The organism is Ruegeria sp. 6PALISEP08 (assembly GCF_001238295.1).
GTDB lineage: Bacteria > Pseudomonadota > Alphaproteobacteria > Rhodobacterales > Rhodobacteraceae > Ruegeria.
Genome location: NZ_LGXZ01000009.1, coordinates 126017 through 138541, shown reverse-complemented (window position 1 = coordinate 138541; position 12525 = coordinate 126017). Strand labels below are relative to the sequence as shown.

Sequence of the window (12525 nt, the reverse complement as noted above, 5' to 3'; positions counted from 1 at the left end):
AGTGAACATGACCCGGATTGACTACTATTTTGCGACAATTTCACCCTACACTTATCTGGCCGGAAACCGACTGGAAGAGATCACGGCGAAACATGGCGCGACCATCAATTACAAACCGCTGGACATCATGGCCCTGTTCTCGCGCACCGGAGGTACGCCACCGAAAGACCGTCATATCTCGCGCATCGAATACCGCGCACAGGACTTGCTGCGCCAAGCCCAACGTCTGGGTTTAGATTTCAACCTGAAACCCATGCATTGGCCGACCAATATGGCGCCGTCCTCATATGCGGTGATCGCTGCGACCAAGGACGGGTCTGGGGATGTAGGCAAGCTGTGCCAATTGATCTTGCGCGCTTGCTGGGCCGAAGAGAAAGACGTGGCACAGGACGACGTGATCCGCGACTGTTTGGCAAATTCCGGCTTTGATCCAGATCTGGCTAACAGCGGATTGCTGGTCGGTGCCGAAACCTATGCCGCCAATCTGGAAGAAGCCGTGGATCAAGGCGCGTTCGGTGCGCCATTCTATATTACGCCAGACGGTCAGCGGTTCTGGGGTCAGGACAGTCTGGATGATTTGGATCGGCATCTGACCGAGATGAAGGGATGACAGCCGCGGCCGCGGCGCGATCGGTATTTGTCCGAAGGCTGGGGAAGGGGGAGCGGAAACTGCTTGCCCTCCACTGCACGATTGCGCACTCCGGTGCGTGGTCGGGCTTGGCCAACGTGCTGAGCGGTGACGCAACCTTGATCGCCCCGGACATGCTTTCGCATGGAAAAAGCCCGGATTGGGACGGACAGAGTGACTTCTTTGACCAAGTGACCAATCCGGCCGCGGCCCAGTTGTCTGAACGGATGGATTTGATCGGTCATTCCTTTGGGGCGATGATCGCGTTGAGGCTGGCGATAGAGTACCCGGAAAGGGTACGCAGCTTGATCCTGATCGAACCCGTGTTCTTTGCTATCGCGAAGCAAGATGCGCCACATCTGTTCGAGCAGCACGAGGAAGACTTCAAGCCCATAGGCGCGGCCTTCAAAGCAGGTGACAAGGTTCTGGCCGCGCGACTGTTCAACAGGATGTGGAGCACTCAGATCAGCCCCAAATGGCCTGATTTGCCCGAACGGACAAAGGCTAACATGGTGCGCGGGATAGGTGCCGTTCCAGCAGTGCACTCTGCGCTCTATGACGATCAGGCGGGGTTGCTTTCGCCTGGAAAGCTCGATCGTTTGTCGATGCCGGTCCTGTTGCTGAGCGGGTCGGAAACGCATCCCGTGATGCAAGCGATATGCGAAAGCTTGCAGCAACGGCTGCCAGGCGCGCGTCATGAGGTGGTAAGAGGGGCGGGGCATATGCTGCCCATCTCACACCCAAATGAGATCAGCGCGCTGCTGCAGGAGTTCTGGCTATCTAACGCCTTATCTTCGGTTAAAGCAGATTGAGAAACTGATCGATCTCAACCGACCCGATGGACCAGTCGCAGACCAATCGGCAGGCGAGGCTTTCGTCGTTATTCTCGCCTCCCAGCTCATCCCCCCAGAGGTGATAGATCGCACCCGCCTCATGCAGCTGTTTGTGTTTCGCGCGCGGGAAAGAGGCAAAGATCATGTTGGCCTGCGGCTCGTGCAGAAACTCAGCACCTTTAGCACGCAAACCATCGGCCAGCCGGGCACAGTTTGCATTGGCCTGACGCGCCGATTGCAGCCACAGGTCATCCTCAAGATAAGCCGCCATCTGAGCGGACAGATAGCGATGTTTGGAAAACAGATGCGCCCCGCGTTTGCGCCGCAATTCGAATTCCCAAGCTTTGCTTTCGTCGAAGAACACCACCGCTTCAACACCCATCAAACCGTTCTTGGTGCCGCCAAAGCTGACCGCATCAACGCCCGCTTTCCACGTCATGTCCGCCGGGGAACACTTCAACGCGACCAAAGCGTTGGTGAACCGTGCACCATCCATATGGACGGGCAAGCCATATTCCTTTGCGATCCCACACAGCGCCTGCAGTTCTTCCAGCGAATAGATCGATCCGCGCTCGGTCACCTGTGTGATCGACACAGGCCCGCGCTGCGGCCCGTGCACCCCGCGTGTTTCTTCGCCCAGGATCGACCCGCGCAACGCATCGGGGGTCATCTTGTCGCCGCCGGGGACAAGGGTCAGCTTGGCGCCAGTGTAAAACTCGGGCGCGTTGCACTCGTCTTCATGGATATGAGCGACCGGAGAGCAGAAGATCGTTTCCCAGGGATTGGACAGGGTCGCCAGAGCCAGCGAATTTGCCGCTGTCCCTGTCGCTACCAGATAAACGGCAGCGCCGGGGGCCTCAAAGATGCTGCGGATGCGATCGCGCACCTCATTCATCATTGTGTCGGCGCCATAGGCCATCTGATAGCCCTGATTGGCCTCGGCCAGTTTGGTCATGACCTGAGGGTGAACCGGTCCGGAATTGTCAGACGCGAAATACATCAGCTTGGCTCCTCGATGATATAGTCTTCCCACTCTTCCATGGGGGTTTCGAACTCGGACACCGTGCGCCCCTGAACCGAGACACCTGACGCGTGCACGCTGTCTGGCGAACCCGATATCAATGGATGCCAGTCGTAAAGCGGCTTGCCTTCCCACAGCAGACGATACGCGCAGGTTTGCGGCAACCAATAGGCGTGTTCGTCGATATTGTCGGCCGTCATGACGATGCATTCAGGCACGAATTGGTGCCGGATGTCGTATTGAGTGCAGCGGCAGCTTTCATCGTCCAGCAGACGGCAGGCAACGCAGGTCAGGGCGACTTCGCCCGAGTCCTCATCCTCCAGCTTGTTCAGGCAGCATTTACCGCAGCCGTCGCACAGGGCCTCCCACTCGCGCTGGTTCATCTTACGCAGCGGTTTGCGTTCCCAAAACCGGGCAGGCAAGCCCGCGCGTTCAATCGGATCAGCGCTCATAGGGCGGCCAAAATGCCTTGGGCTTCTTCGCAATCGGCATTCATCTGCACGATCAAACCATCCAGCCCGTCAAATGTCATTTCAGGGCGCAGAAAATCGATCAATCCCACCGAAAGGGTTGCTCCATAAAGATCGCCCGAAAAGTCGAAAAGGAAGGTTTCGATATTGGGCACTTCGCCGTGAAACATCGGGCGCACCCCGACCGAGGCCGCACCGTGATAGCTGCCCTGATGCGGGCCATCCAGCACGTCGACCAATACAGCGTAGACTCCGAATTTGGGCTGGTGCAGCCCTTCGATGGACATGTTTGCGGTGGGAAAGCCCAGCTCCCGCCCGCGCTGCTCACCACCAATTACTTCGCCCTCGATCCTGTGCCAATGGCCCAGCATCGCGGCTGCGTCCCTTGGGCGGCCCTCGCTCAGCGCGGTTCGGATGGCGGTTGACGAAACGACATTCTTGGACCGTTCCATCAAGGGGGCAATTGTCACGCCGAATCCCATCGCTTGCCCGAACCGCACCAGATCATCGGCGGTACCGCTGCGGCCTTTGCCAAAGCAGAAATCGGACCCGACCACGACATGAGAAAGGCCCAGCCCGTCACAGATCACATTGCGCGCAAACTCTTCCGGGGAAAGCCCTGCCAGTGCCGCGTTGAACGGCAATTCATACAGTTTCTGTACGCCCAGTTTTTTCAGCCGGTGCGCCCGCGCATTTCCCCTCATCAACCGGAAGGGAGGAGAGGTAGGCGCAAAAAATTCACGCGGATGCGGCTCGAAAGTCATAACACCCAGCGGCGCGTCGGGGGCCGATTTACGGGCCAGTTCTATGACCGATTGGTGCCCCATATGGACGCCATCAAAATTCCCGATCGCCACGCTGGCACCGCGGTCTGTTGGCTCTACAAACTGAAAGTCTCGGATGATCTGCATGCGAAGTGGGTACTGTTCATACAACCTATGTTCAAGCACCTCATCCACGTGCTGAACAAATTCCTGTGTGGGTTGATGCACGTCTCTCTCTCATCAGGCATACACAATGGGGTCCTAGATCGATTTCAACCTTGATCGAACGTACTTTGCCGCGGATCGGAAATGGCTGGGCCCGGCAGCCTCGGCCCATCGACCTACTGTCCAGTTGTTGTGCGCGCCTTTCATTGGATCGCCGTAAAGCTCAGTATCGGAACAGGATTGAATTAAAGCGTTCAACTTCTCCTCCGCTTGGTCCAAAGCCGTCACCGCCTCGCCCCAGGACAAACGCGCCTGTTTCTGACGGAGTTCTGCATTGTAGCGCCGAAGCTCGTTCCATTTGTAACCTTCGGCCGGGAAGTGGACCTGTTTTCCGGCCAGACCGTCAGCATACCAACCCAGAAAGAGGTCAATCCAATGCGCACGGTGCCCGATCACATCTTTGATCGAAGTGTCTTCGTCATCTTTGCGCAGGGCATCTTTTACCGAAACGGCGGAAATCAGTGCTTTCAGTTTGGAATATTCTTTTTGGGTGATACTCTGCAGTTCTGCTTTGCTTGTCGCGGCCATGGATCAACTCCAACGCAGACTCTCAATGAATGCGTTTGAGTCTATCGGTTTCCGATCTTTTTCAAATGACGCAGATCAACTGCGCCCTGCAGTCCCATGACTTGGTGAAACTTTGAAAAACGTTGGTCAGTCGAACTTGCGCGACGGGGCAAGCACCATCGCTTCGCCGATCAGAACCTTCTTACCTTCAACCGAGCAGTGGCAGTCTAGCTTGACGCGGCGCCTGGAAAAGTCGATGTCGACCACTTTCACCTCGGCATAAACCATGTCTCCCGGACGCACAGGGGCCAGGAACTTCAGGGACTGACCCATATAAACCGTGCCATGGCCGGGCAGTTGCTCGCCAATTACGGCCGAGATCAGGCCCGCCGTCAGCATCCCGTGTGCAATACGGCCCTCAAAGATCGTATCGCGGGCATAGTCGTCATCCAGATGCACCGGGTTCCGGTCGGTGGAAACCTGAGCGAACATCTCGATGTCCTCATCCGTCACCACTTTGCGCAGGTGGCGGGACATGCCCATTTCGATGTCTTCGATACAGATCGTTCCGCGTGGAAGATTATCCAACATGTTGCCCTCACTCGAAATCGGCCGTGAAAGAAAAAACCATCATATGGCCGAGGTTGGCAACTTTATTACTTCGCAACTGCAGAAAATCAAGTCTTTTCTGACTAACGTAAACGACCGATTGTATAGGTCGGATTAATCTTTTCCTTTTCAATATAAGTAGTTAGGGATTCATGGTGCGGATGATGCGACGTTTTTGTCTCGGCCGCGGCCAGTCCGCCTGAGATGAACAGAGAATCAATACCCTCTCCCATGCCGCCCAGAATGTCCGTATGGGGGCCGTCTCCGATCACAAGAATGTCGCCATCAGGAATATCGTTACCCAATTCCTGCAGCCTCCGGCGGGCCAGGTCATAGATCGGCGGATGCGGTTTTCCGAAATACAAGCTCTCGCCGCCCATTTCGGTATATAGTCTGGCCAAAGCACCAGCGCACCATTCCCGCACTTCGCCCCGGTCAACCACGATATCAGGATTGGCACAGAGCAGTTTCATGCCCATCTGCTTGGCGTACAGGAAATCGGGCCGGTTCACATCAGGGTCGGCCATCGTGTCGAACGGACCACAGCAGACAATGCCTTCGGCTTCTTTCAGCGGTACACGCTCAATGTGGATGGGGTGATGCAACAGCTTGAGCGGTTCGAAGAAGCCCGCATCGCGTTCCCATTCACCCATGAAATAAACCTTGTGTCCGACAGCGCCCCGGAACATCGCGGACCGCGCGGAATCCCCGCTTGTGGCGATGGTGTCATAGGCGTCCGCAGGGACGTTGAACTGCCCCAATTGCTCTGCCACGCCTGCGCGGGGTTTCGGAGAGTTTGTGACCAGCACAACAACCCCTCCCTTCGCGCGATAGGTCTGCAAAGCCGCAACAGCTTCGGGGTAGGCCGTGATGCCGTTGTGAACACAGCCCCAAAGGTCGACAAACAACGCCTTATAGCGGTCTGAGATCTCGGCAAGCGAGGAAACGATCTGGGTCATGGGGGCCTCTGGGTCTGATATCGCGGTCGCGACAGCTATGGCAAAGCTTGGGCCTGAACACCATCCCGCATTCCTTTTTGCACAAAGGAATTGATGAATCTGCTACTCTTCTTCAGTAACGTCTGTCACATCCGGGGCCTGTTGGACGTTGTCCGTTCCCAGGATAACTTGCGCAGCAATCCTGCTTTGATACCGCACAATAGCAAGGTAACCGGGCCCAAGCTCATCCTGCAGCACATTCACCAACGGTGTTTCCCGCAGTTGTTCTGGGATCTGCGAGGCAACTGACGAGACTTTGTATGCAGCTTCTGCGGGAAGATCGACAATCAACCAAACATCCACCTTTTTTCGCCGCGCATTGACGTCGATACGAATGATTTCGACCGAAACCGGGTCAGCCCACTCTCGAATGGCTTCGACCAGCTGGGCCTCGGTCCGTGTTTCCAGATAGCGATTATAAGTGGACTTTCCGAGTTGCAGAACGACAACCACCAGGAACGCAAGCGCAACAAAAACGCTGGCCGTAAAGTTGAGCTTGCGTTTGCCCTTGCTGAAAACGACCGACCGCGCGGCATAGACCAAGTAAACCGTACAGGCGGAAAGGATGATCGCGCCAAGGTTGGTGGCAAACAGTAACCCCGCCTCATAGGCTTCGGCGGGTTCGCCAAAATATAACAGAACGCCCGAAGCAGAGAGCGGTGGAACCAGGGAAACACCAATTGCGGCTCCGGGCAAAAGGCTGAGTTCGGATTTGTTGATCTGAACATAGGCCCCGGCCACACCGGCGGCGAGCGCAACGATCAGGTCTTCGGTGCCGGGATCGGTGCGTGCAAGCACCTGATCCGGGATTACAATGCCGCGAGGAACATCAGCGACATAAACCATAAACCACGCCATCAGCACACAGGCCACGGCGGCCAGACAAACCGTAAGGGCCAGAACCGCTGCACGTTGCAGCCAGCCCATAACCATGGCTGCCGCCACGCCAAGAATTGGGGTCATAAGTGGCGCCACCAGCATAGCTGCGATCACGACGGCTCCGGAGTTGCGCAGCATACCCATGGTGGCGATCACGACCGACAAAGTCAGCAACATCGCAAACCGACGCCAGTAAGCAAACTTGTCTGGTCCTTCGAAGCGAAGAATACCCTTGGTTATACTGAGACTACGAACGACCATTTTGCTTGTCTGACCCGGTTTAAGCTTTGCGTCCAATACCAACCTAACAATCGATGCCGTTCTGGCAAATGCCTTGGGCGAAAGAAAAAAGGCGCCCAAAACGGACGCCTTTCGTAATGGATGATCAATCGATCAGACTTTCAGGTTCGGAATGATCTGCTTTTTGCGGCTCATGACGCCTGGCAGGACGACGGCATCACCATCAACGGTTGCGTCAAAGCTTTTCTCGGCGACGGTTTTGACCAGATCGTTGGGAACCAGCAGCGTGGCTTCTTCGTTCAGGATATCGACCACGAACAGCAGAACTTGATCGACACCGTCCTCTGACGCCACGTCCACCATCGATGCTGCCAGGCTGGCCTTGCGGTCCAGCACGACGTCAGGCGCGGTCGTTTCCAGAACCGAGACGCGGAATTTGGTGCCGTCGACTTGGTATTCCTTGCTATCCATGCGGATCAGCTCGGCGTCCGAAAAGGACGACACGTCAGATTTCGCCGCGAACATGTCGGCTGCATAGGCCGAGATATCCAGCTCAAGCTCAGCCGCCAGCCGTTCTGCCACCGCACGGTCATGAGCAGTTGTTGTAGGCGAGCGGAATTCCAGCGTGTCCGACAGAATGCAGGTCAGAGCCGCGCCTTTGATGGCGTCGGGCATTTTGGCCGCATCTTCACCCATCAAGTCGACCATGATGGTTGCGGTGCAGGCCAGCGGGCGCACGGTGATGTCGATCGGACCTTTGGTCTCCAGACCGCCGACCAGTTTGTGGTGGTCGATGATAGCGCGAATATCCGCATCGTTGATGCTGGCGGGCAATTCAGCAGGGTTGTTGGTGTCGACGATGATCACTGGGGTATCTGCGGCCAGATCTTCGATGATGCGCGGTTTGGGCAGGTCCCAGTTATCCAGCATAAAGGCTGCTTCGGTGTTGGGCTCGCCCAGCAGCACGGGCTCGGTCTGCTCATCCTTGATCTCGTTCAAATACCACGACCACAGGATCGGCGAGCCTGTGGAGTCGGTGTCAGGGGATTTGTGGCCAAATACTAGCGTTGTCATGTCAGCGTCCTGCGGATTGGAAATTTGCGCGCGTTATAGTGTGGGTAAACGCGGTTGTCACGTCGCGGCCACCGGTCTGCGACGCTTAGTCTGCTATATGCCCGCCAATTCAGAATGCAGCCCGTTTCAGCATGAATCCTTCCTGCTCTAACAGGTTCAGCAGGCCATGGTCACCGCTAAAGTGGCCAGCCCCCACCGCAATGACGGCTGTCTGATCCTTGATCCGCAATATATGTTCCATCCAGTTGGCATTTCGTTCAACCAGCAACTGCTGTTCAAACGCCGCCCACTCGGCTTCAAACTCGGCATCGCTCAAACCGGAAAGCTCTTGCCCCAGAATACGTCCAAGCACAAAGACCTCGGCGTGTTTTTCCTCGAAATACGAGTTCGCCATGGTTTCCATCTGATCTTCGACATTCTGGAAGGTCCCGGCCATCCGCGCGAGTGATTGCGCCTGTTCTTCTATCGAATAGGCGTCGAACATGGTCATCAGGTCCTCGACACTTTCCAATGAATATTGCGGGATGCTGTGTTCTTCGGCCAGCTGCGCCAGACGTGCGTCCAACCCATTGGTTTTGTCGGGGTCCTGTATGATGCAGGCCGGCAAAGCCAGCGTCATGCTCAAAAACCAAGGGCGCATCTTGGCCCCCATCCAGCTTGGAATGCCGCGATCAGCCAATGCCGCGGAAAGGGTGGCCCATTCTTTTTCGGGAATCAGGTCGATAAGTGTGGGGCCCGAGGTGATCAGGACCGGGCTCGGGTCCGCTGCCAGTTCCCGTTCCCAGGCTTTCATTTCATCCTGGCGAATTTCAAAGTAGAACGCATCGGCCCGTGTAAGTGTTGGCGTCAAGCGTTCGACGATGCCGTCCATCTGCGGGTAATTCAGGTGCATTGTGCCGACCAGATGCAACACAGTCGTGTCCTTGGTCGCAATCCAATGATTGCCCTCGGGATATAGAGTATCTGTCAGAGCGTCCTGCACTTCGGCTTGGACTTCGGGCGACAGATCCCCTCTCAGGTCGCGTCCCTCACAGTCAGCCTGTGCTACTGCGGGCAACAAAAGGCTTATGATGAATGGCAGCAGACGCATCGGTGAATTCCCTTTGAAACCAGAGTTGCGGGGACAGTGTACCGGCGGGCGGGTTGTTTCAAGTTCGATTGCACCGGCTGAGGTATGGGCTGGCATTCCACCACAGTTTGCGTAGCATAACGCCATGACCCGTGAACAGGACCTCTACCCCCCGATCAAAGCGCTGCTGGAGCGACAGGGGTATACGGTCAAGGGCGAAGTCGGGGCAGCTGATATTGTTGCGGTGCGCGCGGGTGAGGAACCCGTGATTGTCGAGCTGAAGTTGAAGTTTACGCTGTCGCTGTTCCACCAGGCCATCACACGACTGAAACTGACCGATCAGGTCTATATCGCAGTCGGCAAGCCCACGGGCCGAACCGCCCGACGGGCACTGAAGGACAATCTGGCACTGTGTCGACGGTTGGGTCTGGGCCTGATCACCGTGCGCGCTGACGGTACGGTCGAAGTGCAATGTGACCCAGGCCCCTATGCGCCGCGCAAAAACAAAGCCAAGGTTGCGCGTCTGCTGCGCGAATTCGACCGGCTGGAAGGGGACCCGAACGCGGGGGGTGCCACACGGCATGGGATTGTAACAGCCTATCGACAGGACGCGCTGAAATGCGCGGCGTTTCTGGCGGAGAATGGTCCAACAAAGGGGGCCGAGGTTGCCAACTCGGTTGGTGTCCCTGTCGCCACCCGGCTTATGCGCGAAAACCACTATGGGTGGTTTGAGAAGGTTGAAAAAGGCATCTACGGACTTACGTCGACCGGGGCCGAAGGCTTAAAGCACTGGGCCTACAGCTGGGAACAGGCTGACTGATCTGACTTGCGAAAAAAATCCCTGACAACTTGTTGACTCGGAGATTTAGACGCCCTAGCTATGCGTCGTTATCACTCACACACTCCGAGTGCTAACGCCTCGTCGGAAGGCGAGGGGAGGATAAACTAACTTTGAGCCCAAGGAGCTGCAAAGATGGCATTGAAACCGCTTCATGACCGCGTGCTGGTTCGCCGTACCGAAAGCGACGAAAAAACCGCTGGTGGTCTGATCATTCCCGATAGCGCAAAAGAAAAGCCCAGCGAAGGTGAGGTCGTATCGACCGGTGAAGGCGCGCGCAAGGACAGCGGCGAGCTGATCGCAATGGCTGTAAAAGCTGGCGACAAGATCCTGTTCGGCAAATGGTCGGGCACCGAGGTCAACGTCGAAGGCGAAGAGCTGCTGATGATGAAAGAAAGCGACATCATGGGGATCATCGAGTAAGCCCCGCGCTTTCTCTGATTTCTATACGCTTTATCTCAAACAAATCTCTCAAGGAGAAACGACATGGCTGCTAAGGACGTCAAGTTTGACACCGATGCCCGTAACCGCATGCTGGCAGGTGTGAACATCCTGGCCGATGCTGTCAAAGTGACCCTGGGCCCCAAAGGCCGCAACGTGGTTCTGGACAAATCCTTTGGCGCGCCGCGCATCACCAAAGACGGTGTTTCGGTTGCCAAGGAAATCGAACTGGAAGACAAGTTCGAAAACATGGGCGCGCAGATGGTGAAAGAAGTCGCCAGCCGCACCAATGACGAAGCCGGCGACGGCACCACCACCGCAACTGTTCTGGCTCAGGCGATCGTCAAAGAAGGTCTGAAGCAGGTTGCAGCGGGCCTGAACCCGATGGACCTGAAGCGCGGCATCGACCTGGCAACCGCCAAGGTTGTTGAAGGCATCAAAAACGCCTCGCGTGAAGTGAAAGACTCGGCAGAAGTTGCTCAGGTTGGCACCATCTCGGCCAACGGCGAAGCCGAAATCGGCCAGCAGATCGCTGATGCGATGCAGAAGGTTGGCAACGAAGGCGTTATCACCGTCGAAGAAAACAAAGGTCTGGAAACCGAGACCGATGTTGTCGAAGGTATGCAGTTCGACCGTGGCTACCTGTCGCCTTACTTCGTCACCAACGCAGACAAGATGATTGCAGAGCTTGATGACTGCATGATCCTGCTGCACGAAAAGAAACTGTCCTCGCTGCAGCCGATGGTTCCGCTGCTCGAGCAGGTGATCCAGTCGCAAAAGCCGCTACTGATCATTGCAGAAGATGTTGAAGGCGAAGCGCTGGCAACTCTGGTTGTCAACAAACTGCGCGGCGGCCTGAAAATTGCTGCTGTCAAAGCACCTGGCTTCGGCGATCGCCGCAAAGCCATGCTGCAGGACATCGCAATCCTGACCGGCGGTCAGGTCATCAGCGAAGATCTGGGCATGAAGCTCGAGTCCGTCACCATGGACATGCTGGGCACCGCCAAGAAAATCGAAATCACCAAAGACGAAACCACCATCGTCGACGGTGCTGGCGAAAAAGCCGAGATCGAAGCACGTGTTGCTCAGATCCGCACTCAGATCGAAGAAACCTCGTCGGACTACGACCGTGAGAAGCTGCAAGAGCGCGTTGCCAAACTGGCAGGCGGTGTTGCTGTTATCCGCGTCGGCGGCATGACCGAAGTTGAAGTGAAAGAGCGTAAGGACCGTGTTGACGATGCTCTGAACGCAACGCGTGCTGCTGTTCAGGAAGGCGTTGTTGTGGGCGGTGGTGTTTCGCTGGTTCAGGCCGGCAAAGCTCTGGACTCTCTGAAAGGCGCAAACGCTGATCAGGACGCAGGCATCAATATTGTTCGCAAGGCAATCGAAGCGCCGCTGCGCCAGATTGCTGAGAACGCAGGCGTCGACGGCGCGGTTGTTGCTGGCAAGGTTCGCGAATCTTCGGAAGCAGCCTTTGGCTTCAACGCACAGACCGAAGAATACGGCGACATGTTCTCGTTCGGCGTGATTGACCCGGCCAAAGTTGTCCGTACCGCTCTGGAAGACGCGGCATCGGTTGCTGGCCTGCTGGTCACCACCGAAGCAATGGTTGCCGACAAGCCCGCCAAAGAAGGCGCGGCACCTGGCGGTGGCATGCCCGACATGGGCGGCATGGGCGGCATGATGTAAGTACGTCGAATTTGCTTCGGCAAATTCTGACGGCCCGACAGGCGCTTGGCGGTAATGCCAGGCTGCCGACAGGGGAAGTCATAGTGCTAAAGGACGGGGTCGCCTTCGGGTGGCCCCGTTTCGTTGTTGATAGCCGCTTTGCGGCTATGCCTCCGGCGGGAGTATTTTGGAAAAGATGAAGAGCGGTAAGCATGTACATGGATTGTGAGTGTCCATATCGCTGGCAACCGGATATGCGGG

Annotated in this window: 14 protein-coding genes; 5 read left to right on the top strand and 9 right to left on the bottom strand. The window is 56.5% G+C overall.

Annotated features, from left to right (window positions below):
• Positions 1-7 precede the first annotated feature (7 nt).
• Positions 8-610, top strand: a complete 603-nt coding sequence (locus ALB80_RS14640; RefSeq protein WP_050604823.1) for a 2-hydroxychromene-2-carboxylate isomerase — start codon at positions 8-10, stop codon at positions 608-610.
• Positions 607-1440: an alpha/beta fold hydrolase gene (locus tag ALB80_RS14635; RefSeq protein WP_050604822.1), complete on the top strand. Its 834-nt coding sequence runs from the start codon at positions 607-609 to the stop codon at positions 1438-1440. Before ALB80_RS14640 ends, ALB80_RS14635 begins: the two co-directional genes overlap by 4 nt.
• On the opposite strand, the gene ALB80_RS14630 is transcribed toward ALB80_RS14635, so the two are convergent.
• The 9 genes from ALB80_RS14630 to ALB80_RS14590 form a co-directional block, all read right to left on the bottom strand.
• On the bottom strand, positions 1427-2461 hold the full coding sequence (locus ALB80_RS14630) for a low specificity L-threonine aldolase (protein WP_050604821.1): 1035 nt from the start codon (positions 2459-2461) through the stop codon (positions 1427-1429). The genes ALB80_RS14635 and ALB80_RS14630 overlap by 14 nt on opposite strands.
• Positions 2461-2934: a YcgN family cysteine cluster protein gene (locus tag ALB80_RS14625; protein WP_050604820.1), complete on the bottom strand. Its 474-nt coding sequence runs from the start codon at positions 2932-2934 to the stop codon at positions 2461-2463. Before ALB80_RS14625 ends, ALB80_RS14630 begins: the two co-directional genes overlap by 1 nt.
• Positions 2931-3863, bottom strand: coding sequence for a bifunctional riboflavin kinase/FAD synthetase (locus ALB80_RS14620; RefSeq protein WP_050604883.1), 933 nt, complete (start codon positions 3861-3863; stop codon positions 2931-2933). Before ALB80_RS14620 ends, ALB80_RS14625 begins: the two co-directional genes overlap by 4 nt.
• Positions 3864-3977: 114 nt before the next feature.
• Positions 3978-4469, bottom strand: coding sequence for a ClbS/DfsB family four-helix bundle protein (locus tag ALB80_RS14615; protein WP_050604819.1), 492 nt, complete (start codon positions 4467-4469; stop codon positions 3978-3980).
• A gap of 126 nt (positions 4470-4595) precedes the next feature.
• Entirely contained in the window at positions 4596-5039 is a 444-nt protein-coding gene (locus ALB80_RS14610; protein WP_050604818.1) for a MaoC family dehydratase, read from the bottom strand.
• Positions 5040-5140: 101 nt separating this feature from the next.
• Positions 5141-6016 carry a TIGR01459 family HAD-type hydrolase gene (locus ALB80_RS14605; protein ID WP_050604817.1) on the bottom strand — a complete coding sequence of 292 codons (876 nt, stop codon included), beginning with the start codon at positions 6014-6016 and terminating at the stop codon, positions 5141-5143.
• 102 nt (positions 6017-6118) lie between these two features.
• Entirely contained in the window at positions 6119-7195 is a 1077-nt protein-coding gene (locus ALB80_RS14600; protein ID WP_050604816.1) for a DUF389 domain-containing protein, read from the bottom strand.
• A gap of 132 nt (positions 7196-7327) precedes the next feature.
• A complete protein-coding gene (locus ALB80_RS14595) occupies positions 7328-8248 on the bottom strand; it encodes a manganese-dependent inorganic pyrophosphatase (protein ID WP_050604815.1) in 921 nt (306 codons plus the stop codon).
• Between the two features lie 109 nt (positions 8249-8357).
• On the bottom strand, positions 8358-9338 hold the full coding sequence (locus tag ALB80_RS14590) for a TraB/GumN family protein (protein WP_050604882.1): 981 nt from the start codon (positions 9336-9338) through the stop codon (positions 8358-8360).
• A gap of 124 nt (positions 9339-9462) precedes the next feature.
• Between ALB80_RS14590 and ALB80_RS14585 the strand changes: the two genes are divergently transcribed.
• The 3 genes from ALB80_RS14585 (at position 9463) to groL (ending at position 12285) form a co-directional block, all read left to right on the top strand.
• Positions 9463-10137 (top strand): DUF2161 domain-containing phosphodiesterase, encoded by a 675-nt coding sequence (locus tag ALB80_RS14585; protein ID WP_050604814.1) that lies wholly within the window; start codon positions 9463-9465, stop codon positions 10135-10137.
• Positions 10138-10290: 153 nt separating this feature from the next.
• Positions 10291-10578, top strand: coding sequence for a co-chaperone GroES (locus ALB80_RS14580; protein WP_050604813.1), 288 nt, complete (start codon positions 10291-10293; stop codon positions 10576-10578).
• 63 nt (positions 10579-10641) lie between these two features.
• Positions 10642-12285, top strand: a complete 1644-nt coding sequence (groL, locus tag ALB80_RS14575; RefSeq protein WP_050604812.1) for a chaperonin GroEL — start codon at positions 10642-10644, stop codon at positions 12283-12285.
• The last annotated feature ends 240 nt before the right edge of the window (positions 12286-12525 follow it).